Origin of the sequence: Stutzerimonas sp. R40042 (assembly GCF_026642215.1) — a bacterium.
Lineage (GTDB): Bacteria > Pseudomonadota > Gammaproteobacteria > Pseudomonadales > Pseudomonadaceae > Stutzerimonas > Stutzerimonas frequens.
In genome coordinates, this window is the sequence record NZ_CP113258.1 from 1,415,857 (window position 1) to 1,439,969 (window position 24,113).

The following is a 24,113-nucleotide window of genomic DNA, read 5'->3' on the forward strand; positions in this document are numbered from 1 at the left end:
TTCTTCCTCCATGAGAGTACCGTCGCCTGGGCATTGTGGATGCGGCCTTTGAGATCAGCTAACCACTCGCCGTAGCCTTCGGGGGGCGTGGTCAGGTTAGCAAGGGTATCGCTCATGCCTTTTCCCTCGTGGCTTTTTCGGCGCGGCCTTCGATGTATCTGCTGTCATCTTGGTGTAGAGGTCAAACAGCTTTTCCAGTCGTTCGGTATCGTTTCTAAAACGCCGACCGATGTAGATACGCTCCAGCACTTCATCGTTGCGCTCGTGGGCGCGGCGCAGGTTGGCCGGCATGGCGTCCGGGGCGTACAGATCGGCGATGGTGGCGGGGAAGTGGGCTTCGCGGGCCAGGAGAATGTCCTCGGCGCAGCGCGTCAGGTCCGCCTTGTTCTGCTCGGTGAGTAGCGGCACTGGGAAGGTGTTCCAGCCAAGAGTGTTCGAGTAGCGAAAGTCAGTTTTCATTTTTCCGCAGACAGTGCCGATCCAGACTAAGTGCAAGCGGGAAGCAATCAGGGCCATGTTCCAGAGCGGAGCATCGTAGAGGGCGAAGGCGAGATTGGAAACGATAGTCCCGGCAGGCGCATAACCGCAGGGCAGATACGCGCGAGTTTCGGAGGAGACGCTAGGGACAATGAGCGTTGAATGCTTGCCGAAGTACATTCTTTGGAATTGGTGTGGTCTTTCAGCGATGTCCCTTGCTGTCTTCCCACCGTTGAGTCGCATATTGCGCACATCACGAAGACGTTGAGCAATAGGATGGATCGTTTGTGCTTCAGCCAAGTGCTGATCTTCGATCCACAGACAGTAACGCTCCAGGCCGCGAATGAACTCAGCGGAGCCATAAATCCGGCGAATAAATTGGCCTTGCTGAGCAGGTGTGAGTTGCAGGGCGTCGCGTTCGTCCCGCGAGAGCAGCAAATGACCGCCATCTATTGGAGTATTTCCAAAAGTCATCTCACTCTGCGTACCCAGGGGCTGGCTAGTCTTATCCACAATGACACTATCACCTACCGCCAAATATGCATTGATATGCGCACATTGGCGTTCGATGGTCTGTCCCGAGTCGTCCAGAGAGAACAAGCGCCTCGGATTGCGTGGCTGCGTTGTGATGCCAATGATGACTACAGTCACACCTGCATTGTGGCTGGCAAGATTGGCCCAACGAAAGGATGTGTGGGCAAATTCGATTTGGCGGCCACTGGCAAATATCTCCGGCCACAGGATTGGAACTTGCAGACCCTGGCAAATGGAGTTGGTGGACACGAAAGCCGCAGCAGAGCGGGTTTTGGTGCCGTAATCAGCGGCCTTAATGAACCAGCCGGCAACATAATCGAGCGACTTCCAGTTCTGGATTCGCCTATCGAAAAGAGTCTGCAAGTCAGCCTTTTGTTCGTCCTTCTGATCCCGTGAGCCAAGATACGGCGGATTCCCGCAGATATACGTTTCCCCACCTTCGTTCTCGAAATCAATTTCTGTCTGATTGAGAGGCGTGCCAAATAAGTCATCGGCGAGCACTCTCACGCCTGTTCCCGTTGGCGGGCAGATGCTCAGCCAGTCCAGCCGCAGCGCATTGCCGCAAACGATCCAGTTCTGCGCATCCAGAGGCAGAAACTCCGCCAGCGCATCCTGCTGGCCGCGATACAGCACATCGCACTGAAATTCGGCAATGATTAGCGCCAGACGGGCAATCTCTGCCGGAAAGTCGCGCAGTTCGATGCCGCGAAAATTGGTCAGAGGGATTTCCGATTTATTGTTGGCCTCGCCTCGGCGGCGATTGATCTCGGCTTCAATCTCGCGCATCTGCTTGTAGGCGATAACCAGGAAGTTGCCGGACCCGCAGGCAGGGTCAAACACACGGATGCGCGCCATGCGCTTGCGCAGGTTCAGCAGCTTGGCTTTGTTGTCGCCCGCAGCGTCTAGTTGAGCACGCAGGTCATCCAGGAAGAGCGGGTTCAACACTTTCAGAATGTTGGGCACGCTGGTGTAGTGCATGCCGAGTGCGCCACGCTCTTCATCATCGGCTACGGCCTGGATCATGCTGCCGAAGATGTCTGGGTTGATTTTTTGCCAGTTGAGGTTGCCAGCGTGCAGCAGGTAGGTGCGCGCCATGCGCGTGAAGCGTGGCACTTCGGTACTGCCGGAGAACAAACCGCCATTCACATAAGGGAAGGTGTTGGCCCAACTGGGTAGGCGCGGCTGAGCGGTGGCGCGCTCGGCCAGCTTGATGTTCATGGCGCGGAAGATTTCCGACAGCACTTGGTGGGTGTTGGAGCCGTCGCGTTCGCTGAACTGCTCAACCGTCTTGGTAAACAGACCATCGCCAGTGAAGATGTCGGTGTCTTCGGCAAAGAAGCAGAAAATCAGCCGCGCCATAAAGTGGTTCATGTCATGGCGGCGTTCGGCTTTGGCCCAGTCTGGGTTTTCATTCAGCAGCTCGACGTACAGCTTGTTCAAGCGGCTCGTGGCGCGCACGTCGATGGGGTTGTCCTTGATCTCCTTGATGGTGGAGATGCCGGCCAGCGGCAGCAGGAAGCCGAAATGGTTGGGAAGGTCTGGATAGCCGCAGGTGATGGTTTCACCCGTGATCAGCTCCTCGGCCTCCAGCGTTTGTCCGTCGGTAGCGAGGATGAATTTGGCCTTGGCTTTTGCGGTGGCCGGGCTGGCACGCAATGCCTTGAGCGTATCGCCCACGCTGCCGGGCTCGCAGGTGGCGATATGAATGTTGTTGCGCAGTAGTACGCCGCGAGGTACGTCCGAGGCGTTGTTGTTGCCGGCGCGCAGCCGCTTGAGAGCGGTTTCCTTATTGCCGAATGCGGCCAGGAAGGTGAACGGAAACTCCACCGCGTCAAAGGGCTCAAAGGCCAGGTCCGAAATGGCGGACTCAATTTCTACTGCATTCATGGTTTACCACTATCCAGCATCGCTGATGCGCGAATGCGGCGATTTTAGCCGCTAAATTTTTGGGTAATGGCTACCTCCCGGCCGGCACATGCTGCTCTGTCAGCCTGGCGTCAGCATCGGCAACTCAGCTCTGCTCAGAAGCGTTGACGCATGCCTAATGCCATCGGCAGCGACATCTGAGCGCCCTGAGCCAGTGACCGGGAAATCAACCACTACACGATGCCGGGGGATGATAAAGGAAGGCGCTTCTGTAATGCGAAAAAGCCGCAGACCAGGTTTTGATCTGAGAGCGAAATTTGGCCTGGATCTGGTCAGGCCTTCTTGAACACCGCTCTCGATCAGATGCGGAGCTACAGCTCTGACAACTGAGGCAGAAGGCAGGATGGATCGCAAGCGAGCTCGCTTGCAATGCGATAGAGCTTCTCGACGGTGATGTTTACTTCGCCACGCTCGATTCGCCCCATATAGCTACGGTCCATACTGCAGGCCAGCGCTAGAGCATCCTGAGAAATCCGACAGGCCTTTCTCTGCGTCCGGATGCGTTCCCCTAACGCCTTCGCCAACTTATCCATGACCGTCTCAATTCCACTTGAGGCGGCACTATCGTGTGTTTGCGGACGTAGGAGCCACGGATTATAATCCGCATTTCCTCTGCGTTAACTCTTCTGGTGCCTCAATGAAATCGGCCTCGTTTACCTTCGACAGGCGTCTGTATGAGCTGCTTCAGGAGGAAGGGCGTTCAAGGTTCACGACGCGTGAACTGCGTGATGCCTATGCCAAGCGCCTGGATGGCATGACTTTCCGTATCGGTGATGTGCGCCGCTATGTGTATGAGCAGATCCGCCGAATGCTGCGCATGGGTTGGGTTGTGCTCGATGAAGAGCGCCGTTCGCGGGGACAGGTCTACCACCTGCTGCCGATTCCGGCACATCTGCAATTGGAGCTGATCGACAACGGGTTCGAGAACAGCCATAAGACTGCTTGTGAGCCAGAGCAGGAGCCGTCAGCGTTCGATAATTCGGCGGTGCCGCAACCATCAGTCGATGCGGATCAGCACCTGGAGGCGCTCCTCAAGGAAATCAGGCTGGACTTCCTCGCATCGATGGGCGAGGCGGAGCGATACAAGCTGCTCCTCGATGATATGCCGCATCTCCGGGATAAGGTCGAAGGCGAGTACCTGGAAGCTAGAGACCGAAGCTCGCGCCTGCTGGGCCATCTTCGCGCCATCGAGAAGACACTCAAGACGCTTGCCTCCGCACGATGACCACACTGCTGCGAAACTGGCAACGCCGCTGCATCGACGCGGCACTGGAGCACTTTACTGCCACGCCGCACTTCTTCTGCCAGGCAACGCCGGGTGCCGGTAAGACGCGTATGGCGGCAGAGCTGGCCAGCAGGCTGCTTGAGCAGGACCGGATCGATCTGGTGCTCTGCTTCGCACCATCCTGCCAAGTTGTCGAGGGCTTTCGCTCGTCCTTTGCTGCGGTGCTCGGCAGACGCTTGGACGGCCAACTCGGCGCAGTTGGGGCGGCGTTCACCTATCAAGCCATGGAATACCGAGATGAGACGTTCTGGCGACTCCTCGATGACTACCGTGTGTTCGTGGTTTTCGACGAAATCCACCACTGCGCCGGCCACGATGTACTTCTGAGTAACGCCTGGGGCCAACAGATTCTTCAGCGGATACAGGACAGGGCAGCCTTCACCTTGGCCCTCTCCGGCACCCCATGGCGTTCGGACGACCGGGCCATTGCCCTGGCCCGCTACTCGACGCCCGAGGGGTACCTGATCTGCGACTACCGCTACGGATTGAAAGAGGCCATTGCTGATGGTGTGTGCCGTTCCCCTCGCATTGTCCTGCTCGACAACCAGAAGGTGATACTTACCGAGGAGCTGGACACGGAGAGCACTGTCAGGATGTTTCCCAGCATTGCCAAACTATTGGGGGAGTCCCCTGTCACCTACGAAGAGCTGTTGCGCCATGACGAGGTGATTGACCAGTTACTCGGTCTCGGGTGCAGCAAGCTGGATGAGCTTCGCCTGATCAAGCCTGATGCGGCAGGCTTAGTGGTTGCCACCGACATCGAGCACGCCCAGCAAATTGCCTTGGCCCTGGAAACCCTGGGTGAAGGTTGCCGCATCGTGACCAACAAAACCCCGGCTGCGCAGCAGGTTATCAATGCGTTCAGACACAGCGCCTGCCGTTGGATTATCGCAGTTGGAATGATCAGCGAAGGCACGGACATTCCTCGACTCCAGGTGTGCTGCTACCTCAGTCGCATCCGCACTGAGCTGCATTACCGACAAGTGCTTGGGCGAGTGCTTCGGCGCACAGGCGAGCCCGATAATCAGGCGTGGCTATTCATGTTAGCGGAGCCGACACTGCAGTGCTTGGCAGAGAGAATTGCAGATGATCTACCGGATGACCTGGCAGTGCTGAACGAGGTAGAGATGCCAGCCTCCACTTCAGGTTCAATATCTGGCTGGATTGGGGCTGCTGGTAATATCGATGTCCTGGATGACAGTAATGGAAGTGGCATTGCGCAGGTAATTGGGGCAGGTGCTACATGCGCCTTATCCCTGGGGGGCTCTGCCGCTGAGCCAAACCATCTGGTCAGCTTTTCCAAGCACTACCGGCAACAGTTGCTGGCTTGCTTTTGATGCTTGTATGGAGGACTGAATTCAAGCGTCGGCAGACGTGGTTGACTGAATCAGGAGATAGCCGCATTGACCCTTTCTCACGAAAGAACCCGCAGCGTCATCAAGACCGAAGAGTTCCTGCGAGAGCTCGCCCGTAACACTGAGCTGCCTCAGGATATCCGCAGCTATGCGAAAAGCCTGCTCAGGCACTACCCGTCGGCCGACCAGATCCTCTCGTTGGGGCGCCTTGAAGAGTGCCTGGTGAGCGATGCACCAGATGATGAATATCGACGGCGGGTGATCGCTTTTCATCAGCCGCTGTTCAGCTCGTCATTGGACTTCACGCGATAGAAATGAGAGCCGCAATGTCCAGCACTGATTTTGCTCTGTCGGTATCCACCCGCATTGCGCAACGGATTAAGCGCTTACCCAAAGGGCAACCCTTCTGCATCGGCCGCTTTGCGGAGCTTGGAGCGCGTGGCGCCATATCCAAGGCACTAGCTCGGCTGGTCAGCCAAGGCGAACTTGAACGGGTGCATCGAGGAATTTACATGCGCCCGAAATCCAGTCGATACGTTGCACGGGTCCGCCCAAATGTATGGGAAGTAGTGAGCTTGATCGCTAGGCAGAACCGCCATGTTCTACAGATTCATGGCGCTCATGCGGTCAGGTTGTTTGGACTGAGCACCCAGATGCCGCTCATTCCGATCTATTACACCAGCGGACCCAGCCGATCATTTTTTATAGGTAAGGGTGAGGTCCGGTTGGTACATGCGGCACCAATGGTCATGCAGCGTGCCGGGACCGAGGTAGGGACGGCTATCAGCGCACTATTTTATCTCGGTAAAGACGGCTCGACCCCGGAATGCATTGCCGCGATCAAGAAGGTGCTCAGGCCAGAAGACCTAACCACATTAATGGCCTGCAAAATGCCGAAATGGATGCGCATGGCGTTGGAGTAGTCAGCGCGCATACACACCGTCAACACGCTTGCTCCTTAACGCTCTGTCAGGCAGATTTCCGTTGCTGGCCGAGTCCGACCAAGCGACATCGGCGGCATCCCTTCACCCCTTGACCAAACGGAGATGGGCACCTGATTTCCCACCAGAGTCGGATGGGTTAGCGCTCTGCCCCTTCAACACGTTCAACATCAATCCGAACGTCAATTCATTGATCTCCTCAGGACTGATTGCCAGTTCTCCCGCGACGCCAGCTTTCCCAACCCCATCTGCACGTAACGCGGCGAAAATCTTCTCCAGGATCACTGACCGCTCATGAGCAATAGATTCCGGCTCTTCGGTGCGATAGCCCTCTTGAGCAATCTGAATACACAGCGTTCGGTAAGCCCACTCCGTGGAAAGCCCCAGGCTATGAAGCCGGTAATTTAAGGCTGCCACAGAAACGGACCAGAGCTTCTTGTATTTGATTAGGCTTTTGATAGTGATCGAACGTGGAGCCATCGCTAGAACGCTTGCACGTGGCATTAGAAAAGCCGACGCAAAGGCATTCGCCTCACGCTCTAAATCAGGTCCTTGTGGGTGGGCATGCTGGTGCATAACCAAATGTCCTAATTCATGAGCTGCGTCAAAGCGGCAACGCTCGGCCGACTTAAAGGTATTCAAGAACATAAAGGGGCGGCCGCCACTCCACATCGAGAACGCGTCGACCTCCTTTGCATCAATTGCAAGTGAGTAGACACGAACGCCTTTCGACTCAAGAAGCGCAATCATGTTCTTAACCGGCTGCTCACCTAAACCCCAGTGTGCCCTCAGCATCTCCGCAGCGGCCTCTGGCGCTTGGGCACTGCGTGATAGTGCCAGCTTATCGAGCGCCTCAAAATTCGTCAGTGCAGCGCGTTCGGACCCCAGGTCCGGAAGATCTGGCTCTGGCAAATCGAAACGTTGCTCGATCCAGTCATTCAGCAGGAGCGCAATTGCGCCTGCACCGAGAGCTGAATCCCTAAGGCCAGCAGTCATCTTTGAGAGCGACCGGAAACTGGCAACATCCGGCGTTGGCACCTCAGGATCATCACCAAAGAAAAACGCTTCGGGGAACCGAAGCGTTTTAGCGATTTTTGCAAGGGTTCCAGGCTCAGGCTCCTGCGTGCCACTCTCGTAGCCGGAGACTGATCGCTCCGTTACTCCTATATGAGTGGCAAGCTCACGCTTTTTCATACCTCGCCGGCGACGGGCGAGCGCAAATCGTTGTGGATTAAACATGATCTATCACGAGCTTTTACGGCGAATTTCGATGTCGATATCCGGACCGCCTGGGGAGGTAACCTCAAAGAAATCATCATCAAGAGCAAGGGTGCCAAGCATGATGCGTTCAGACCAGAAATTGATCTTGCCGCCTTTACCCATTCCCGATGGACGTGAGAGCTCGATGCGGATTTCCTTCTTCACCGTGTCGGTGTGGTGGAGCAGGATCCAGGTCTCATGAGGGCCTGATTCAGGCAGCTCCTCCGGATCGGGCAGCAAGTCATCAAACATGTCGAACTGGCAGTTCCGCTCAACAGCATCAACTGTATTTTTACCCTTCCTGGATCGGCTGCTCGGCATCCCCAGCAGATTTCCAACATAGCTATCTCCCGATGCGACAGCAATCGCGAGATTGAGCGCCGAGTGAACGGTAAGAGGGTAGTTCGACTGTTCATGCGCGACCCACCCTAGTGGGCGCAGCTGATCGCGCACCGCTCCTACCAACCAGCCCCACATTTCAAGGCCGGGAAAAATGCTGGGATGGTTAGGAGTCAGGCGAACCCGCTGTAGGTGAGCTTGATTGATAGCCTCACGCAGTGGCTCGCGCTCCAGACTCAACTGTTCAAGACGGGCGGCGATTTCATCCTGATCACTGAATACCTGGCAAGCCTGCATCTGAGGACTCCTAACACAACGGTGACTTCCGGTTATTCTTCCTCAAATGAGGTAAAAAAACAAGAAGCACACGTCGCGGAGGGAGACCGAGAGGACGTTGCAGCATGCGTGTTGCCGCCTGTGCATTTTCCACCCACATGCCGGAATTTCATTGACCCAGTTTCGAGCACCAAGCGAGTTGTAGAATTTCGCTTTCAGACTGCTGGGTTAGGGCAGAATAGCGTCGGCACCTGGGTTAAAAATGCACTGGCGATAACATTTGATGTTTGCGGCAGTACCGCCTCCCGTTCCGGATTGGCACAGTAATAGACTTGATTCAAATTCGGAGGAAGCATGGGTATTTCGTATTACCTCGCATGTTTGGAGACCCGGCAATATGTCTGGGTTGGCAGGCTTGACCCACAGGGGGAGGTGCCGGCGGTGGACGTCGAAGGCTCCATCGCCATGTTCGCGCTGGAGAATCGGAACAAACCGTTGATCGTCGTTAGTGAAAGCCATCCGATCCTCGAAGAGGGAATGGAGTGGTCGCCGCCCGCAACGCAAGAAACGTGCAGCGGACAACCATGACGAACCACCGCCAACCGCATCTGTCGAAGACCTGCCATATCCACCGCCGGCATGGCACACCAGACCATGCTTGAGCTAACGCAGCGGGGCTGGAAAACTGGCAAAAGGCGCTCCGTTGCGCAGTGCCCTCGGTTACTCTTTTTAATACGAAGATGAGGTCTGCCCGGTGACAGAGAGCCATAAAGACACCATTTGCGATGTATGCGCTACCAGTACGAGGGTGCCGGGGTACGGCGAGCAGTTCGGGACGCTTCAGGCGCTCTGGGGCTATGGCGCAGGGCATGATGGCGAACGCTATCGAGTCAATCTATGCGAAAGCTGCTTTTTCGCGGCACTAGCGTTTTTGAAGCAGGAGCGCCGCACGCAGAATCTGTTCAGCGATGAGCAGCCCTGCGAGGAGCGCCCATTCGGACTAGTCGCCCGCGATGACTACTTTGGTGATTCGTAGCCATATCTCAGAGATGAGGTTATTGGCTCGCCAGCATCGAACTCAGGCCATGTCTGCACGACTTCTCGGTACAATGGCGTCACCGGCAATCGCTCTAGGGATCTCGCTTGACTGACGCAAAACTCACTGAAGTCGAGATGCGGCGCGCGCTTGGCCTAGACCTCGCGCCTTCGAAATCGAAGCAGCCCATACCCAAACAGCACTCTACCGTCACACTCGTTGAATTGAGCGTGCGTAAGAACGGTGGTTCGCCATTCCGCTTCGAGCACCGCTCCCGTTCCATCAGTACTCTCGCTGCCCAACTCGAGGCCGAGAAAACAGCACGGGAGAAAGGGTATGAGGTCTGGGTCGTGTTGGATATCAGGCAGGTTTCATCATAGAGCCGCAACAGCCGTCAGTCAGTCCACGCCTCGCTGATTGCTCTGGGGCAGTGAACGCTTGAGTCAACTAGATCGAGTCAGTTCGCACTCGGGCAGCTCTTGGCCGGAAGCAACCGGTAGCGACAGACAGCAATCGGCCAATAAGTGCCGCACAAATCCCGGCGGGTGCAGATTTCCGGGCGGTTTGCGCCAGATCAGTTGGAGACGCTTTTCAAGCCCCGGGATGGGAAGAGCTACCAGCGCGCCACTGCGAACTTCGTCTTGTACTGCGGAAGCCATCACCAACGACACGCCGAGTCCCGCCCTGACTGCTTGTTTGACTGCCTCGGTGCTGCCTAGCTGCATACCGCTGCGAGGCACGCCCAGCTCGCCAAAGTATTCGGTCAGAAGCCGTCCGGTACCGCTACCCGGTTCACCTCCCAGCATCGGCAGGTCCACCAGACGATCGCGTTCTATGCACCCTGCTTCAGCCAGCGGATGGTCGGGGCTGACGATAAGTACCAGCGGCTCGACCCGCCAGAGGCGGTGTTCGAAGTCGGGGTGAGGTAGCCACCATTCCATGATCGCGGCGTCGAGCTGGCCCGCCAGTAGCTGGTCGGCCACATCCGGGTTGGCGGCGATGCGCAGATCCACCTCGCCCCTCTCATTTGCGGTCGTCAGATAGCTGCGCACGAATGGCTGGAGAAGGTAGGTGCCGATGTTGGAGCTGGCCCCGACGCGCTCACTATTTCCATGCAGGGCTTCTAGCGCCCGGGCGTGCATGTCGAGCAAGGCGGTCGCATGCGGCATGAAGGCCAGCGCACGTGTGGTAGGCTGGCAGCCGCTACGACTGCGCTGCACCAGCGTTACGCCGACCTGCTCTTCAAGCTTCTGCAAGTGCTGCGACACCGTCGGCTGGGCCAGCCCCAACGCCCTCGCCGCGCTCTGAAAACTGCCTGTTTGAACGATCGCTACCAGGCTCTTCAGCCAGACCGGATTCAACATGCGGCAGGCTCGGCCTGGGGCAGACGGTTCGCAGCGTTGATTGGGCGCGCACCTGCCAACGCCTGGATGATGCTCTGCGCTGCACAACGTTCAATCTCCAGGCGCACCGCGCGCACTGCCGACCCTATGTGCGGAGTGAAGAGCGTATTCGGATGCGCGAGCAGCGCAGGATCGATCAGCCGCGGCCGGTCCGCGCGAGCCCAGTCTTCCATTTCGAATACATCCGCCGCATACCCGCCGAGCTGGCCTCGCTCAAGCGCCGCGAGCACGGCGGCTTCATCCACTACCGAACCACGACAGGGGTTTACAAGCAGAGCGCCCGGCCGTACGAGGGCAAGCAGCTCGGCGTTGACCAGATGCTCAGTATCGGCATTCAAGGGAAGCGCCAGCAGGATGAAGTCCGAGCTGGCGAAGAGTTCGCTGCACGCCACCTGGCGCAGGCCGAGCCGTTGCTCGGTTTGTGTATCCAGAGCCTTCGCCTCGTGGTACTGCAGGGTCGCGCCCCATCCCTGCAAGCGCTCAGCCATGGCCTGTCCGATGGCGCCCATGCCAAGGATGCCGACCGTCGCGTTATCCAGCCCCGTGCCGTAGAACTGTGGTTGCCAGCCCTGGAACTCGCCAGAGCGGACGAACGCATCTGCTGCGCGCAGATGCCGCCCCAGCCCCACCGCCAGTCCGATCGCCAGCTCGGCAGTCGGGACCGTCAACAGATCAGGCACGAAGGTCAACCAGACCCCGCGGGCAGTACAGGCGTCCACATCGAAATTGTCGAAGCCCTTGAGCGCGCAGCCGACCACACGCAGCTCGGGGCAGGCTTGGAGAAATTCTGCATCGACCCGATCGGGCATGAACGCCATCATCGCCTGAGCATCGCGGCAGCGGCGCAGAATTTCCTCGCGCGTCAGCGTGCTGTCGCTCTGGTTGGTCATCAGCTCGCAATGTGGCGCCAGCAGTTGCAGGATCTCATCGTGTACTCGGTGAGTTATAACGAGTTTCGGCAGCATGGTTTGTCCTATTTGAAACGTTTGCGCAGCACGCCACTGAAGGCGTCTACTAGCGTGACCATGGCCAGGATGACCAGCAGGATTGCTGCAACCTCCTGGTACTGCATGATGCGCAGCGAGCCCATGAGTTCGAAGCCGATACCGCCGGCGCCAACCATGCCCATCACGGTGGAGGCGCGAAAGTTGTATTCCCAGCGGTAGATCGCCACGTCGGCGAACTGTGGAGTCACCTGTGGCAAAACCGCGTGCAGCAGCACTTGCATCGGCGTAGCCCCCGCCGCCCGAGCGGCTTCCACCGGCGCTTCGTCGACGTGCTCGATGGCCTCGGCGAAGAACTTGCCGACCATGCCGATCGAATGCAGACCCAGGGCAAGCACGCCCGGCAAGGCGCCGAACCCTACGGCTGCAACGAAGATGATGCCCATGATCAGCTCCGGCACCGACCGCAGGGCATTGAGCAGCACCCGGGCAACACCGAACACAAGGGGGTGCGGCGCCGTATTGCGCGCTGCAACGAAGGCCACCACCAGCGAGAACACCACTGCGATGGCCGTGCCGGCGATGCTCATCGCCAGCGTGTCGATCAACGGGCGAATCCAGCTTCGATAGCCCGAAAAGTCTGGCGGCATGGCCTCGCCTGCCAGGGTCGCGATGGAGGGCAGCCCGTTCAGCAGCGTGGTGGCATCGAGCAGCCCCACGTACCAGCAGGCCAACAGCACCACTCCGAGTACAATTGCCACCTGCCCCAGCTGGCGCCACCAACCGAGGCCGAAGCCTCGAAGGATGTGCTCGCGTTGCTCTGCAGGCAGCGCCTGCACGTCATGATGAGTAGACATATCGGTGCTCACATCGTGGCGAAGTCGAGGCCGAGCAGCGATCCCATGTTGCGAATCACATCGTAGTCGGCGTCGGTGATTGGCGCGAAGGCCTCGGCTTTGAAGTTGCGCAGCACTTCGGGATCGTCGATACCGACGAATACATCCCGCACCTTGGTTTTCAGCTCGGGGCTCAGGTTCGAGCGCATCGCCCAGGGGTATTGGGGATATTCGCCGCTGTAACCAAGTACTTTCACCTTGCTCGGATCGATTAGGCCACGTTCGGCTACTTGATTGAAAATTACCTCCGACAGCCCACCCGCATCGGCGTTTCCGTTCGCCACGTTGACGGCAACGGCGTCATGCGTGCCCACAAAATGTTGTTCGTAGTCCTGCCCACCCGTCAGCTCGGCCGTCTCAAGAAGCACGGTTTTGGGAATCAGATGGCTGGACGTCGATGCCCGGTCACCATAGGCCATCTTCTTGCCCTTAAGGTCGGCATACTCATTCACGCCTGACGCCACATTGGCGATAATCACTGAGCGATAGGTCGGCTTGCCGTCGATGATCATGGCAGCGAAGGGCTCGATGTCGCTTTTGCTTTTGGCCATGACGTAGGACAGCGGACCGAAATACGCCAGGTCGATACGGCCAAAGCGCATCGCCTCAATCATCGAGGAATAGTCGGTGGTTACGATCAGCTGCACCTTCTTGTCCAGATGCTCTTCCAGATAATCCTTCAGCGGCTGGTTTCGCTTGATCAACTCCGAGGCGTTTTCGTCCGGCAGCAGCGCAACCTTTAGCACATCCGGATCGGCATCGGCCGCTACGGCGGACAGACTTGAAACAGCGGACAGCAAACAGGTCAATAAGAGAGCGGATAAGCGTTTCATCGGGACATCTCCAGTGAAGGTGCGAGCATGACAGGGGTTTCAGCCGGAGCAGTTGCTGGCTGAGTCGTAGAGCGGCCTGCATAGATGCGCTCAAGCTGCGCATCGGTGAGTTCCGAGGGCGCGGCATCGAAAACGATCTGAGAATCGGCCAGCCCGACGACGCGATCGGCGAAGCGGCGGGCATATTCGAGTTGATGCAGCGAAACGATGGCGGTGATGCCGTCTTCCTTGCAGATGTCGCGCAGCAGTCCGAGAACACGGACCGAAGTGGCCGGGTCGAGACTGGCTACCGGCTCATCGGCAAGAATGATCGCGGGCTGTTGCGCTAGCGCACGCGCGATGCCTACCCGCTGCTGCTGGCCACCGGACAGTTTGTCCACCCGGCTTAGCGCCTTGTCTGCCAGACCGACCCGAGCGAGGCAACTGAGCGCAATCTCCTGATCGGCACGCGGCAGAGGAAACAGCGAGCGGAGCGTGTTGTGAAAGGCCAGCCGACCGGTAAGCACATTAGCCAGTGCGCTTTGACGTTCGATTAGCTGGTGGTGCTGAAAGATCATGGCGGTACGCCGACGATGCTGACGCAAGGCCGAGCCGCTGCCGAGCTCACCGAGCTCGCTGGTGACACTGCCGCGAGTGGGCGTGACGAGTCGATTGAGGCTACGGAGCAAGGTCGACTTGCCTGCGCCCGAGAGACCAAGCAGCACGGTGAACTCACCACGCCGAAATGCAATCGAGGTATCGCGTAGGGCTGTCACGCCGCCTGGGTAGACGACGCTCAACCGGTCGACCCGCAGCACGGCGTCCTGTATCGGATGGGGCGTCATTTGATCACCTTTCGCAATATTGCTGGCCGCACAATTGCGGTTCGCGATGCAAAGGGTAGAAATTCCTTGTTAACGCACTGCTTCTAAATGATGACATTTCGATGAATGCTTCGAATCTGCCGTAGCGGGGCGGCAAGCGAAGCCGTGGAAGAACGGGCGCAACGTAGCGTCTTTCTTCACGCGGGATACAGGAGGCTTTGATTGATACTGCTGCGGATTCGCTACAGTAACGTTGGGCCAGAACGTAATGCCATCCAAGCAAGAGAGCGCACACTAGCGGACTATAGGAGACATTCTACTCTTGCCCGTCGATTGACCCAGGCCGTTATGTGGCTGGTCGAAACCTTCAGGTGCCGCCCAACTAGATGTCTGTTGTCGCGCCCAGCTTAATGCTAGCGCAAGCCGCTTATTCTTCTAGCAACGCCGCGCTAGTCTTGAATGATGTTTCCTCAGTAGACTGATCATGCGCGGTATCTGCTTCGATGCCTTGAAGAGAACGCCTTCGGCTAAATGTCATATGACCAGCGCTTTTTACACTTCGGTTATTACTCCTTTTTTCAGCGAGATTGGGAGGGAAGGATGATTGCATATACAATGGTCGGAACGACCGATCTGAACCGTTCAGCGCGTTTCTACGAACCTATATTCTCAGCAATGGGGTTGGAAATTTCGTGGAGGGACGAGCGATCGGTTGCTTGGGGAGTTCCGGGCAACCGGACCCCCACCTTTCACGCTTGTCTTCCTTATAACCAAGAGGAAGCACGCCCCGGCAATGGAACCATGACGGCGTTACTCACGGAGAGCCCAGCGCTAATAGGGCGACTCTTTGAACTCGCGCTTGAGAACGGAGGTACTGACGAAGGCTCTCCTGGCCCCAGACCTGAGTACGGAACGGGATTCTACGCAGCCTATGTTCGTGATCCTGACGGCAACAAGTTGGCCTTTGTCTATTTCGACGATAACCAGTGTGGCGGTTAGCGTTACCACTAAGTCTTGGTCGCCTCTATATAGATGAATCATTTATATGAACAAGCGACCAAACAAACATGTATTAGCTACTCAAGATAGCAATCCGATATATCCTGCACTTAGTGACCAAATCGTCTTAGCTCCTTTTGACCCCTTCGGCGATATTCGCTGGCATGCCCCGGCTGGCGTCACCCCGGTAAATCTCATGCCGTTTCTGGTTCGGGGTCGACTCGGAACGCTTCGTTAGCTGAACGATGCCACTTGATACGCTACCGGCCAGTACGAGGAGTTACAGTACTAGACGACCGCTTTCGGCCAAAAGCAGTCACACCTAAAGTGCATGATGTAGCGGTAGCCGAGAAGAAGAGGCATTTGCTGATTGTCACGAACAAGTAGGCTCCTCGCTCGTGACAACACAGCGTTTCAGATCTTAGTCGTGAGCGTGACCGTGGCTTTCGACTTCGGACTGGGTTTCCGGCTCGCCGCCGCCACAGGCCGACAGCAGACCAAGCAGACAAACCAACAGCAGGGAGCGACTCAGGGTAGTTGTGCTTTTCATCATGTAATCCTTTCTGTTTCGATCATGAAAGTAGAAGCCCCTGTGCCGGCTGACGCAGGGGCTATGTGCCTCAGATAACGCGTTTGACGCTCAGGTACTCGCCCTTGGTCTTCAGCGTGATGGTCACGTCCTGGTTGCTGCGGTTGCGCCAGAACCAACCGTGTGTGCCGTCGAAAATGGCGGTGAACTCGCCTTTGTCACCCTTGATCTGCTTGGCTTTGCTGTAGCTGTGGTAGTAGCCCTTGGGGCCGTTGTAAGGCTCGCCATGAGTGTCGTGGTTGACCGGTACGCCATTGGTTGCCCACTCGTAGCTGACCGTGGCCTTGTTCAGCATCTCCAGCTTGATTTCACTGGCCTCACCTGGCTTCAGGGTGACGGTTATCTCGTCAGACTTCAGGGCTGGCTGTGGCTCTGCGGCTGGTTCAGCCACAGGCACTGCCGCGACTTGCTCTTGAACTACCGGCTGAACAGGCACGGGGGCTTGCACAACGGGGGATGCAGCGGGTTGAACCGCTGCATCCGCAGCCGCTTCTTCGGCCAGGGTTTTCTTCATTTCGCCCATCTGGGTCAGGCCGAGTAAGCGGCCAACGCCCGTTGGGTCGATGGCGTACTCCGAAGGCATCACTACAGTGACCAGTAAGGCTGCGGCAACGCCCACGGCGATCACAGTGGAGCGCAACAGTTGGCGGCTGGTAGGCAATTCGCTTTGGGTCGGAAGCTTGGTATTGAACATGCTGAGAATTCCTTACTGAGAGGCGATCAGGCCGGTGAGCTGGTAACCCATCAAGAGGAAACCGGCGCTCATCATGGCGACGTTTGCGGTATATGCATGGCGCCAGAAGCTGGCGGTGCGTCGCCAGTAGCCCATGACAATCAGGATGGCGCTCAGGGCCAGGAGCTGGCCGATTTCGACGCCGACGTTGAAGGCGATCAGGTTGGTGATCAGGCCATCTGCCGAGATCTCGTATTCCTGAATCTTGGTCGCCAGACCAAAGCCATGCAGCAGGCCGAAAATCAGCGTGGCCGCTTTGGTGTTCGGCTGATGGCCGAACCAGCGCTGGAATGCGCCCAGGTTATCCAGCGCCTTGTACACCACCGAGAAACCGATGATGGCGTCGATCACAAAGGAGCTGATGCTGATTTCTGCCAGCACACCGAACAACAGCGTAACTGTGTGGCCCACGGCGAACAGGGTGACGTAGAGCCCAACATCCTTCAGGCGGTAGAGGAAGAAGATCACTCCGAAGAGGAACAGCAGGTGGTCGTAGCCGGTGATCATGTGCTTAGCGCCCATGTAGATAAACGGCAGCACCATCACCCCGGAGCTTTCCTGAATAAAGCCCTTGTCGCCCTCGGCAACGGCGTGGGCCAGCGCCTCAGGCATGCCTAGAAACAGCAATGCCATGAAAAGCAGCAACAGTAGTAACGAGCGATTCGGACGCACGACAGATGAGTCCATTGCGCCCATAGATAGCGAATGCATGGTTGAGTCCTAAATTAAAGGGGGCTTGGGCCGCACAGCGGCCTGTGTCAGAGCACGAATGTGGCGCGCGGTGGCCGCTCGATCAGGAAGATCGGGCTTGGAGGAATGGAGTAGCGAGGGGCGAGTATCGGCTGCGCACGTTCTGGCAGCGTGCTTATTCTCAGCAGCGCGGTCAGATGCGGTGTTTCATGCAAGTGGTCGGCTGTCAGCGGCGAGTGGCAGTGATCCCCGTACGCAGCACAGGCCTGCGTCTCATCACCATGCGCATGCGAATGAGCACTGTCATTTCCACTCAAGGAAGGCTGGCTCGATCCCATAAACAGCGCAGAGGTATGCCCGGCCCAAGCCAGCAATATGGCGAGAGCAAGGGCAAAAATCACCTTGGTGCTAATGGGATTGCTGAGCATGTTGTGGTTCTTTCGATGCCTAAGCGAGTGGCTTTTATGGAGAGGTAGCCGGTTTGACCATATCCCCCCCAGGGGGATAGCATGAGAGCGTAATTCATCGACGCACGAGACTCAAGGCATGAGCGATCACGAACACGGCCACCAGCACCAAAGTCATGGCGACATCATCAAAAGGTTGAAGCGTGCGGAGGGCCACCTGCGCAGCATCGTCACCATGATTGAAGACAGCCGGGCCTGCGTCGACATTGCTCAGCAGCTACATGCCGTGGAAAAAGCCGTCTGCCAGGCCAAGCGTGTGCTTATCCAAGACCATATCGACCACTGTCTGGAACATACAGTCGAAGCACTTGCGGTAGGCGAGCGCGCTTCACTCGAAGACTTCAAGCAAATCACCAAGTACCTCTAGGCCCCTCCCATGTCGAGTTTCGCCGAATTGCTGCAACAGGGGGGCTCGCAGGCCTGGCTGTACTTCCCCAGCGCCATTCTGCTGGGTGCTTTGCACGGCTTGGAGCCTGGGCACTCGAAGACCATGATGGCGGCGTTTATCGTGGCCATTCGTGGCACGGTGAAGCAGGCCATTCTGCTAGGCCTTGCCGCAACGCTTTCGCACACCGCCGTAGTCTGGCTGGTGGCCATGGGCGGCATGTACCTGGGGCAGAATTTGGATGCCGAAACTACCGAGCCTTATTTCCAGCTAGCGTCCGCCGTAATCATTATCACCATCGCCCTGTGGATGCTCTGGCGCACCTGGCGTGGCGAGCAGATGTGGCGCTTCGAGGAAGGTGATGAGCATCAACACGACCATCACCACCACGATGAAACGCAGCGTATCGACACAGGGCACGGGCGTATCGAGCTGTCGATCTTCGAAGAAGGCGCCCCTCCGCGCTGGCGGCTGAAGACCTTGAGTGGTCATGCCTGGCCGGCTGCTGAAGTAAGCTTGCTGACGACTCGCCCCGATGGCCTGGCCCAGCAGTTTCGCTTCGTCGACCGGTGTGACTACCTAGAGTCACTGGACGATATTCCCGAGCCCCATGAGTTCACTGCGCGCCTGAGCCTCGGCCATGCTGATCACTCCCACGACTATGACCTGGAGTTCCGCGAGCAAAGCCACCGTCATGAGCATGATCATTCCGAGCTGGAGGGGCTAGAGCTGTCGCTGGAGGGCTACCAGGATGCCCATGAGCGAGCGCATGCCAACGACATCCGTAAACGCTTCAGCAATCGCAATGTCACCACCGGCCAGATCATCCTGTTCGGTCTGACTGGCGGACTGATTCCCTGCCCGGCAGCGATCACCGTGCTGCTGCTCTGCCTGCAAGTGAAAGAAGTCACCCTGGGTGCCGTCCTGGTGCTGTGTTTCAGCATCGGTCTGGCTATAACTCTGGTTACCGTTGGTGCAGCCGCTGCTATCGGCGCACGCCAGGCATCCAATCGTTGGCCCTGGCTGGGTGCTGTGGCCCGTCGCGCTCCTTACCTGTCCAGCCTACTGATCATTGGTGTGGGGGTTTACGTCGGCTTCCACGGCTGGATCGGCCTGAACGCCTAGCCGATGTGGGAGTTATCCGGTTATTTCGGCCTGTTCCTCGCTGCCTTCGGTGCTGCCACGTTGCTACCCATGCAGTCGGAGGCGGTGCTGGTCGGGTTGCTGCTGACTGACCGCTATGCGGTCTGGGCGCTGCTGGCGGTCGCCACCACGGGTAATGTACTGGGCTCGGTACTGAACTGGCTGCTGGGTCGCTCTATCGAGCGCTACAGACACAAGCGCTGGTTTCCCGTCAGCGAGGGCAAACTGGAAAAGGCTCAGCAGGCTTATCACCGCTTCGGTCGCTGGTCACTGCTGCTCAGTTGGGTGCCGATCATTGGTGATCCACTCACAGTCGTCGCGGGTGTCATGCGAGAACCCTTCTGGAGCTTTCTGTTGATCGTGATGCTGGCTAAGACCACTCGCTATCTGGCACTAGCTGCCATGACGCTTGGGTGGTTTGGGTGAGCCTGCAGAAGCGCGACACCAACCTGGATCTGATCAAGTGGCTGGCGATGCTGACCATGCTGCTGGATCACCTGCGCTACATCTGGCCTGACAACGGATGGTTGTTCATCGTTGGGCGCTTAGCCTTTCCAATGTTCTGCCTGGGGATCGCCGCCAATGTCGCGCGCTCGCAAACAGGTGAGCTGTATTCCGATAACAACGTTCGCTACATGTGCTGGATGACTGCGTTTGCAGTGATCTCGGAGTTGCCCTATCGCCTGCTTTCTAACGACAGCAGCACGCTCAACGTTATGCCTTCGCTGCTGTTGGGCCTGCTTATCACCTGGGGAGCACATCACCGTGGTCGCGACGGTTTGATCCTGGCTCTGGCCGGCGTGACTGTCGCGGTGCTGATGCAAGAGCGCCTGATGTACGGCGTTTTCGGCGCACTGCTGCCGGCAGCGTTGCTGCTGGCCATTCAGCGCCCAGGGCTTGTGTGGCTATTGCCTGCCGCACTGTGCGTACTGGCCAATAGTCGCAACCGCTGGCTCGCCGAGTGGGAATTGCAGCCCTATACCTTGCTGATCGTGATCACTGCGTTTGTCGCACCCTTGCTTGGGTTGTGGCTGCTGCGCCGACTGCGCCAGTTCAGGGTCTGGCCGGTCAAGCGCTGGGGTTATTGGTTCTACCCCGGGCATCTGGCCGTACTACACATGATCCGCTCGCTCGGCTAGTGCCAGCGACTATCGCGTCATATCGGCGGAGATCCACTACCTCGATATGCTACGGGTGGGCCGGCCAGCGCCGTACCAGCCAGCAAAGCCATCGATCAAGAAGCGAGCATCCAGGCCCATGGCCTCCAATGTGGCGGCGATGCCCTGGCTGATTTCATGCCCCTTGGCGCAATAGACAATCACTGGCCTGTCCCGTGAAACCTGATCTTTCCAGGTGAAGACAGCCTCGGGATCACGCCAGTGTGCGTCGGGAATTTCTTCGGCATCGGCAAGCCGCACGCTCGTACGGCGCACATCCAGCAAAGTGAACGCCCGATCTGCTGCCTGCCATTCCGCCAGTTCGCATATCGAGATTCTGCTCATCTTCTACCTCTCAGTTTTGCAGCAGGTGTACCACCAGTCCGGCCAAAGCACAGGCCATCAGCACTTGGATGACACCGCGTTTAAAGTGAAACAAGGCTACCGCTGCCGCCAGGGCAATTAGCGCCGAAGGCCAGTCGAAAGCCCCCTCGAAGCCTTGCGGCCAGAGCACGTGATAACCAAAGAACAGCGCCAGATTGAGGATTACCCCGACCACGGCGGCGGTGATGGCCGTCAGCGGCGCGGTGAACTTCAGTTCGTTGTGGGTCGATTCCACCAGCGGGCCGCCCGCAAGAATGAACAGGAAGGACGGCAGGAAGGTGAACCAGGTGACCAGGCTGGCGGCCACGACACCGGCCAAGAAGGCCTGATCGGCACCGAATACCTGCTGCACGTAGCCACCGACAAAACCGACGAAGGCCACCACCATGATCAGTGGCCCTGGCGTAGTTTCACCCAGAGCCAGACCGTCGATCATCTGTGTCGGGGTCAGCCAGCCGTAGTGGCCGACTGCACCCTGGTAGACATAGGGTAGTACCGCATAGGCACCGCCGAAGGTCAGCAGTGCGGCCTTGGTGAAGAACCAGCCCATCTGCGTCAGCGTGCCTTCCCAGCCGAATAGAGCGGTCAACAGCCCCATGGGCAACGCCCACAGCGTTGCACCTATCGCTGCCAGCAAGAGCAGTCGTGGCCAGCGGAAGCGCGCATGTTCCGGTGTCGGGGTTTCATCATCAATCAGCGCTGGGCCGTAAGACTGCTTGGCCGCGCCATGACCACCGCCGATGCTGAACTTCTCTGGGACGAAACGCCCACCGAAATAACCGATCACTGCGGCGACCAGCACGATCAGCGGGAACGGCAGGTTGAGGGCGAATATCGCCACAAACGAGGCGGCAGCTATCGCCCACAGCCAGTTGTTCTTCAGGGCACGGGAGCCGATGCGATGAGCGGCCTGCACCACGATGGCGGTCACGGCGGGCTTGATCCCATAGAACAGTCCGGCCACCACCGGCACATCACCGAAAGCGATATAGACCCACGACAGCGCGATCAGGATAAACAGCGAGGGCAGCACAAACAGCACCCCGGCAATCACACCACCCCAGGTGCGGTGCATCAGCCAGCCGATATAGGTGGCCAGTTGCTGGGCCTCCGGGCCGGGCAGCAGCATGCAGTAGTTCAGCGCATGCAGAAAACGCCGCTCAGAGATCCAGCGCCGACGCTCCACCAGCTCCTGGTGCATGATCGAGATCTGTCCGGCTGGGCCGCCGAAACTGATGAAACCGAGCTTGAGCCAGAACAGAAAAGCCTGGAACAAACTGACAGGCTCGGCACGTGGCAGATCCTGCTCTACAGGCGGCAGTGTGGTTTCATTCATCAGGGGTCTCTTCTTTCACAAATGCCGCCAGCAACCCATCGAAGATGGCGCAAGCAGCCGTTAGCAACTGGTCGTCATTGAGGATGGTTTCGCGCAGCCCGGCCAATACACGCTCGATGCCAACAGCCTCAGCGGGTTGAACGCCACCGACATCCAGGTAATGCACCAGAGCCGCGATGCGGCTTAGGCCTGGCTCGACCAGTGCAAAGCTGGCTTGCAGGGTTTCGAAGGTGACGCGACTGCCGACATGGCTAAAGGTCGCACCGTCGAAATCGAAGCCCAGCGCGTCAGCAGGGCAATCATTCGGTGTGTCCAACCAGAGAATGCGGGCTCTCGGATCGATGCAGCGCCGAATCAGCCAGGCACTGGCCAGGCGGTCGACCCAGGGCCGCTTGCGCGTAGCCCAGAGGCGGCCCTGGTAGTCGCGGCGATCCAGCTGTTCGATAGGCTGATCCTGACTGCTCGGCTCATCCCGCGAAAGTGCCCGACTGATGGCCGTTTCAAGTGTTTTGAGGGCCGTGTCGGTCTGTTTCCGCGCTGCCGCAGGGAAGAAGTCGATGGCCGCAAGCTGCGCAAATGCCTTGCGCAGCTTGCGTACCTGCTTGGTGCTAGTGAGGGCGTTATCCGAAGTCAGTTGAGCCTGGCACGCCTCGATCTCGACGCGCAGCTTGGCGTAGTCCTCGCTACGGTCGAACAACTCGATAAAGCGCTCGCCTTGCGGATCATTGATGGGCAACAGAAAGGCCGTGCCATTGCTACCCAGCACGTCGCGCTCAACAGCTTCCAACGCTTCCCGGCAGGCGGGAGTATCAGGCAGCAAATAGACACCATCGCGCAGTACCGCTGCGCCACTGCTCTTGAGGGCACGCCAGGCACGCATCCGCTCTGTGGCGTTAGCGGTCGGCAAGGCGATGATCAGAGATAGCCAACTATTCATGTAGAGTAGAATACCTATTAGGTAGTAATCTTTACTCTATTCTTGCTCTGGGTGATTGTGAAGCACTAAATAGTTGGCCGATGATTGCCCGTTACGACTGGTCGCTTTTGGCCGGTTAGCGACGGTCTGACTTCGACCGTCGCTATACATGGTCAAACCTCGGTCTGCTCCGCCATTTCCAAGGCGTCATCGACCTCAATCCCGAGGTATCGGACAGTGCTCTCAAGCTTCGTATGGCCGAGCAGCAATTGAACCGCACGCAGGTTCTTCGTCCTGCGATAGATCAGTGATGCCTTCGTACGTCTCATTGTGTGAGTGCCATACATGGCTGGATCAAGGCCAATGGCTTTCACCCAGCCTTTGACGATACGGGCGTATTGACGAGTGGAGAGATGGTCAGAGGTATGCAGCCGGCTCGGAAAAAGGCAGTCCTCGCTGCGGAGCTGGGCTTGATGTATCCAGGCCGCGAGAGCAGACCGTGTTTGCTCAGTGATCTCGAACTGCACTGGCCGCTGCGTTTTCTGCTGCATCACCATGGCTCGTGATGACAGGTTTTCGCCATGGGCAACGTCGCGCACACGGAGCTTGGTTAAATCGCAGGCTCGCAGCTTGCTGTCGATGGCTAAATCGAAGAGCGCTAGATCTCGACTTCTCTCGGCGATTTGCAGCCTCACCCGGATTGCCCAGATATCTCTCAGGCGGAGCGGGGCCTTCTGTCCGACTAATTTTCCTTTGTTCCAGGGCTGATGGCTGTAGGTAGCAATGGTGTTCATGGCAAGTCCTCCTGGTGTGGGAGGACAAGGATGGTTGGCCGGAGCAATGGTCGCTAACCGGCCAGAAGCGGCCACTAATTTCTTGGCAATCAACAGCAGAAAAAGCATTATGGAAACAACTGCTCACGCGCAGTCCCATCTTCGGCGGCATGGATGCCTTGCTTATCTCACACAAGCATTCATTCCTGCTAGCTTTGGCGACATGCTGTGAA

At 57.9% G+C, this 24,113-nt stretch carries 28 protein-coding genes; 11 read left to right on the forward strand and 17 right to left on the reverse strand.

Annotation, left to right across the window (positions count from 1 at the left end):
* Window positions 1–96: 96 nt before the first annotated feature.
* Window positions 97–2,898, reverse strand: a complete 2,802-nt coding sequence (locus OUY36_RS06690; RefSeq protein WP_126189396.1) for a class I SAM-dependent DNA methyltransferase — start codon at window positions 2,896–2,898, stop codon at window positions 97–99.
* A gap of 350 nt (window positions 2,899–3,248) precedes the next feature.
* Window positions 3,249–3,470 (reverse strand): helix-turn-helix domain-containing protein, encoded by a 222-nt coding sequence (locus tag OUY36_RS06695; protein ID WP_041106964.1) that lies wholly within the window; start codon window positions 3,468–3,470, stop codon window positions 3,249–3,251.
* A 104-nt stretch (window positions 3,471–3,574) separates the two neighbouring features.
* On the opposite strand from OUY36_RS06695, the gene OUY36_RS06700 reads away from it, so the two are divergent.
* From OUY36_RS06700 to OUY36_RS06715, 4 genes are all read left to right on the forward strand, one after another.
* Entirely contained in the window at window positions 3,575–4,162 is a 588-nt protein-coding gene (locus tag OUY36_RS06700; protein WP_041106962.1) for a hypothetical protein, read from the forward strand.
* Complete coding sequence (locus OUY36_RS06705; protein ID WP_023083090.1) at window positions 4,159–5,559, forward strand: DEAD/DEAH box helicase; 1,401 nt, start codon at window positions 4,159–4,161, stop codon at window positions 5,557–5,559. Before OUY36_RS06700 ends, OUY36_RS06705 begins: the two co-directional genes overlap by 4 nt.
* A 66-nt stretch (window positions 5,560–5,625) precedes the next feature.
* On the forward strand, window positions 5,626–5,889 hold the full coding sequence (locus OUY36_RS06710) for a BPSL0761 family protein (RefSeq protein WP_073865899.1): 264 nt from the start codon (window positions 5,626–5,628) through the stop codon (window positions 5,887–5,889).
* A 14-nt stretch (window positions 5,890–5,903) separates the two neighbouring features.
* Window positions 5,904–6,500: a DUF6088 family protein gene (locus tag OUY36_RS06715; RefSeq protein WP_041106958.1), complete on the forward strand. Its 597-nt coding sequence runs from the start codon at window positions 5,904–5,906 to the stop codon at window positions 6,498–6,500.
* Between the two features lie 102 nt (window positions 6,501–6,602).
* Here the strand turns inward: OUY36_RS06715 and OUY36_RS06720 are convergent, their stop codons facing one another.
* Complete coding sequence (locus OUY36_RS06720) at window positions 6,603–7,757, reverse strand: helix-turn-helix domain-containing protein (protein ID WP_031653271.1); 1,155 nt, start codon at window positions 7,755–7,757, stop codon at window positions 6,603–6,605.
* A gap of 6 nt (window positions 7,758–7,763) precedes the next feature.
* Window positions 7,764–8,414 (reverse strand): hypothetical protein, encoded by a 651-nt coding sequence (locus OUY36_RS06725; RefSeq protein ID WP_045428535.1) that lies wholly within the window; start codon window positions 8,412–8,414, stop codon window positions 7,764–7,766.
* A 333-nt stretch (window positions 8,415–8,747) separates the two neighbouring features.
* Between OUY36_RS06725 and OUY36_RS06730 the strand changes: the two genes are divergently transcribed.
* Window positions 8,748–8,981, forward strand: a complete 234-nt coding sequence (locus OUY36_RS06730; protein WP_031653269.1) for a hypothetical protein — start codon at window positions 8,748–8,750, stop codon at window positions 8,979–8,981.
* Window positions 8,982–9,147: 166 nt separating this feature from the next.
* Entirely contained in the window at window positions 9,148–9,429 is a 282-nt protein-coding gene (locus tag OUY36_RS06735) for a hypothetical protein (protein WP_041106953.1), read from the forward strand.
* 443 nt (window positions 9,430–9,872) lie between these two features.
* On the opposite strand, the gene OUY36_RS06740 is transcribed toward OUY36_RS06735, so the two are convergent.
* The 5 genes from OUY36_RS06740 to phnC are packed head-to-tail and all read right to left on the reverse strand — an operon-like array spanning window position 9,873 to window position 14,329.
* A complete protein-coding gene (locus tag OUY36_RS06740; RefSeq protein ID WP_232888578.1) occupies window positions 9,873–10,793 on the reverse strand; it encodes a LysR family transcriptional regulator in 921 nt (306 codons plus the stop codon).
* Window positions 10,787–11,797 carry a phosphonate dehydrogenase PtxD gene (ptxD, locus tag OUY36_RS06745; protein ID WP_003152798.1) on the reverse strand — a complete coding sequence of 337 codons (1,011 nt, stop codon included), beginning with the start codon at window positions 11,795–11,797 and terminating at the stop codon, window positions 10,787–10,789. The genes OUY36_RS06740 and ptxD overlap by 7 nt, the downstream gene beginning before the upstream one ends.
* Window positions 11,798–11,805: 8 nt before the next feature.
* Window positions 11,806–12,633, reverse strand: a complete 828-nt coding sequence (gene phnE, locus OUY36_RS06750; protein WP_003298907.1) for a phosphonate ABC transporter, permease protein PhnE — start codon at window positions 12,631–12,633, stop codon at window positions 11,806–11,808.
* An 8-nt stretch (window positions 12,634–12,641) separates the two neighbouring features.
* A complete protein-coding gene (phnD, locus tag OUY36_RS06755; protein ID WP_126189395.1) occupies window positions 12,642–13,505 on the reverse strand; it encodes a phosphate/phosphite/phosphonate ABC transporter substrate-binding protein in 864 nt (287 codons plus the stop codon).
* Window positions 13,502–14,329: a phosphonate ABC transporter ATP-binding protein gene (gene phnC / locus OUY36_RS06760; RefSeq protein ID WP_003117867.1), complete on the reverse strand. Its 828-nt coding sequence runs from the start codon at window positions 14,327–14,329 to the stop codon at window positions 13,502–13,504. Before phnC ends, phnD begins: the two co-directional genes overlap by 4 nt.
* A gap of 594 nt (window positions 14,330–14,923) precedes the next feature.
* Here phnC and OUY36_RS06765 point away from each other — a divergent pair.
* Window positions 14,924–15,307, forward strand: coding sequence for a VOC family protein (locus OUY36_RS06765; RefSeq protein WP_231098776.1), 384 nt, complete (start codon window positions 14,924–14,926; stop codon window positions 15,305–15,307).
* 421 nt (window positions 15,308–15,728) lie between these two features.
* Here OUY36_RS06765 and OUY36_RS06770 read toward each other — a convergent pair whose 3' ends face one another.
* The 4 genes from OUY36_RS06770 to OUY36_RS06785 form a co-directional block, all read right to left on the reverse strand.
* Window positions 15,729–15,857, reverse strand: coding sequence for a hypothetical protein (locus OUY36_RS06770; RefSeq protein WP_256044860.1), 129 nt, complete (start codon window positions 15,855–15,857; stop codon window positions 15,729–15,731).
* Between the two features lie 70 nt (window positions 15,858–15,927).
* Window positions 15,928–16,590: a transmembrane anchor protein gene (locus OUY36_RS06775; protein ID WP_125862887.1), complete on the reverse strand. Its 663-nt coding sequence runs from the start codon at window positions 16,588–16,590 to the stop codon at window positions 15,928–15,930.
* 12 nt (window positions 16,591–16,602) lie between these two features.
* Window positions 16,603–17,340, reverse strand: a complete 738-nt coding sequence (locus OUY36_RS06780; RefSeq protein WP_125862888.1) for a HupE/UreJ family protein — start codon at window positions 17,338–17,340, stop codon at window positions 16,603–16,605.
* 47 nt (window positions 17,341–17,387) lie between these two features.
* Window positions 17,388–17,747: a hypothetical protein gene (locus OUY36_RS06785; protein ID WP_042924896.1), complete on the reverse strand. Its 360-nt coding sequence runs from the start codon at window positions 17,745–17,747 to the stop codon at window positions 17,388–17,390.
* 118 nt (window positions 17,748–17,865) lie between these two features.
* Between OUY36_RS06785 and mreA the strand changes: the two genes are divergently transcribed.
* Genes mreA through OUY36_RS06805 form a run of 4 tightly spaced genes read left to right on the forward strand, consistent with a single transcriptional unit; the run spans window position 17,866 to window position 20,453 of the window.
* A complete protein-coding gene (gene mreA, locus OUY36_RS06790) occupies window positions 17,866–18,153 on the forward strand; it encodes a metal-sensing transcriptional repressor MreA (protein WP_042924893.1) in 288 nt (95 codons plus the stop codon).
* Window positions 18,154–18,162: 9 nt separating this feature from the next.
* Entirely contained in the window at window positions 18,163–19,296 is a 1,134-nt protein-coding gene (locus OUY36_RS06795; protein WP_042924890.1) for a nickel/cobalt efflux protein RcnA, read from the forward strand.
* 3 nt (window positions 19,297–19,299) lie between these two features.
* Entirely contained in the window at window positions 19,300–19,740 is a 441-nt protein-coding gene (locus OUY36_RS06800) for a YqaA family protein (protein ID WP_042924888.1), read from the forward strand.
* Between the two features lie 47 nt (window positions 19,741–19,787).
* Window positions 19,788–20,453 carry a TraX family protein gene (locus OUY36_RS06805; RefSeq protein ID WP_045432144.1) on the forward strand — a complete coding sequence of 222 codons (666 nt, stop codon included), beginning with the start codon at window positions 19,788–19,790 and terminating at the stop codon, window positions 20,451–20,453.
* 36 nt (window positions 20,454–20,489) lie between these two features.
* Here OUY36_RS06805 and OUY36_RS06810 read toward each other — a convergent pair whose 3' ends face one another.
* The 4 genes from OUY36_RS06810 to OUY36_RS06825 all read right to left on the reverse strand — a co-directional run bounded on the left by OUY36_RS06810 (window position 20,490) and on the right by OUY36_RS06825 (window position 23,901).
* Window positions 20,490–20,816, reverse strand: a complete 327-nt coding sequence (locus OUY36_RS06810; RefSeq protein WP_125862889.1) for a rhodanese-like domain-containing protein — start codon at window positions 20,814–20,816, stop codon at window positions 20,490–20,492.
* Between the two features lie 10 nt (window positions 20,817–20,826).
* Window positions 20,827–22,191, reverse strand: coding sequence for a chromate efflux transporter (gene chrA, locus OUY36_RS06815; RefSeq protein WP_125862890.1), 1,365 nt, complete (start codon window positions 22,189–22,191; stop codon window positions 20,827–20,829).
* Complete coding sequence (locus OUY36_RS06820; protein WP_042924881.1) at window positions 22,184–23,128, reverse strand: chromate resistance protein ChrB domain-containing protein; 945 nt, start codon at window positions 23,126–23,128, stop codon at window positions 22,184–22,186. The genes chrA and OUY36_RS06820 overlap by 8 nt, the downstream gene beginning before the upstream one ends.
* Window positions 23,129–23,280: 152 nt before the next feature.
* On the reverse strand, window positions 23,281–23,901 hold the full coding sequence (locus tag OUY36_RS06825) for a tyrosine-type recombinase/integrase (RefSeq protein ID WP_015278136.1): 621 nt from the start codon (window positions 23,899–23,901) through the stop codon (window positions 23,281–23,283).
* Window positions 23,902–24,113: the final 212 nt, after the last annotated feature.

Excerpts from the sequence above, each read along its gene's own strand:
- OUY36_RS06690 (WP_126189396.1), bottom strand. The coding sequence starts at position 2,898 with ATGAATGCAGTAGAAATTGAGTCCGCCATTTCGGACCTGGCCTTTGAG.
- OUY36_RS06695 (WP_041106964.1), bottom strand. The coding sequence starts at position 3,470 with ATGGATAAGTTGGCGAAGGCGTTAGGGGAACGCATCCGGACGCAGAGA.
- OUY36_RS06700 (WP_041106962.1), top strand. The coding sequence starts at position 3,575 with ATGAAATCGGCCTCGTTTACCTTCGACAGGCGTCTGTATGAGCTGCTT.
- OUY36_RS06705 (WP_023083090.1), top strand. The coding sequence starts at position 4,159 with ATGACCACACTGCTGCGAAACTGGCAACGCCGCTGCATCGACGCGGCA.
- OUY36_RS06715 (WP_041106958.1), top strand. The coding sequence starts at position 5,904 with ATGTCCAGCACTGATTTTGCTCTGTCGGTATCCACCCGCATTGCGCAA.
- OUY36_RS06720 (WP_031653271.1), bottom strand. The coding sequence starts at position 7,757 with ATGTTTAATCCACAACGATTTGCGCTCGCCCGTCGCCGGCGAGGTATG.
- OUY36_RS06725 (WP_045428535.1), bottom strand. The coding sequence starts at position 8,414 with ATGCAGGCTTGCCAGGTATTCAGTGATCAGGATGAAATCGCCGCCCGT.
- OUY36_RS06730 (WP_031653269.1), top strand. The coding sequence starts at position 8,748 with ATGGGTATTTCGTATTACCTCGCATGTTTGGAGACCCGGCAATATGTC.
- OUY36_RS06740 (WP_232888578.1), bottom strand. The coding sequence starts at position 10,793 with ATGTTGAATCCGGTCTGGCTGAAGAGCCTGGTAGCGATCGTTCAAACA.
- ptxD (WP_003152798.1), bottom strand. The coding sequence starts at position 11,797 with ATGCTGCCGAAACTCGTTATAACTCACCGAGTACACGATGAGATCCTG.
- phnE (WP_003298907.1), bottom strand. The coding sequence starts at position 12,633 with ATGTCTACTCATCATGACGTGCAGGCGCTGCCTGCAGAGCAACGCGAG.
- phnD (WP_126189395.1), bottom strand. The coding sequence starts at position 13,505 with ATGAAACGCTTATCCGCTCTCTTATTGACCTGTTTGCTGTCCGCTGTT.
- phnC (WP_003117867.1), bottom strand. The coding sequence starts at position 14,329 with ATGACGCCCCATCCGATACAGGACGCCGTGCTGCGGGTCGACCGGTTG.
- OUY36_RS06765 (WP_231098776.1), top strand. The coding sequence starts at position 14,924 with ATGGTCGGAACGACCGATCTGAACCGTTCAGCGCGTTTCTACGAACCT.
- OUY36_RS06770 (WP_256044860.1), bottom strand. The coding sequence starts at position 15,857 with ATGAAAAGCACAACTACCCTGAGTCGCTCCCTGCTGTTGGTTTGTCTG.
- OUY36_RS06775 (WP_125862887.1), bottom strand. The coding sequence starts at position 16,590 with ATGTTCAATACCAAGCTTCCGACCCAAAGCGAATTGCCTACCAGCCGC.
- OUY36_RS06780 (WP_125862888.1), bottom strand. The coding sequence starts at position 17,340 with ATGCATTCGCTATCTATGGGCGCAATGGACTCATCTGTCGTGCGTCCG.
- OUY36_RS06785 (WP_042924896.1), bottom strand. The coding sequence starts at position 17,747 with ATGCTCAGCAATCCCATTAGCACCAAGGTGATTTTTGCCCTTGCTCTC.
- mreA (WP_042924893.1), top strand. The coding sequence starts at position 17,866 with ATGAGCGATCACGAACACGGCCACCAGCACCAAAGTCATGGCGACATC.
- OUY36_RS06795 (WP_042924890.1), top strand. The coding sequence starts at position 18,163 with ATGTCGAGTTTCGCCGAATTGCTGCAACAGGGGGGCTCGCAGGCCTGG.
- OUY36_RS06800 (WP_042924888.1), top strand. The coding sequence starts at position 19,300 with ATGTGGGAGTTATCCGGTTATTTCGGCCTGTTCCTCGCTGCCTTCGGT.
- OUY36_RS06805 (WP_045432144.1), top strand. The coding sequence starts at position 19,788 with ATGCTGACCATGCTGCTGGATCACCTGCGCTACATCTGGCCTGACAAC.
- OUY36_RS06810 (WP_125862889.1), bottom strand. The coding sequence starts at position 20,816 with ATGAGCAGAATCTCGATATGCGAACTGGCGGAATGGCAGGCAGCAGAT.
- chrA (WP_125862890.1), bottom strand. The coding sequence starts at position 22,191 with ATGAATGAAACCACACTGCCGCCTGTAGAGCAGGATCTGCCACGTGCC.
- OUY36_RS06820 (WP_042924881.1), bottom strand. The coding sequence starts at position 23,128 with ATGAATAGTTGGCTATCTCTGATCATCGCCTTGCCGACCGCTAACGCC.
- OUY36_RS06825 (WP_015278136.1), bottom strand. The coding sequence starts at position 23,901 with ATGAACACCATTGCTACCTACAGCCATCAGCCCTGGAACAAAGGAAAA.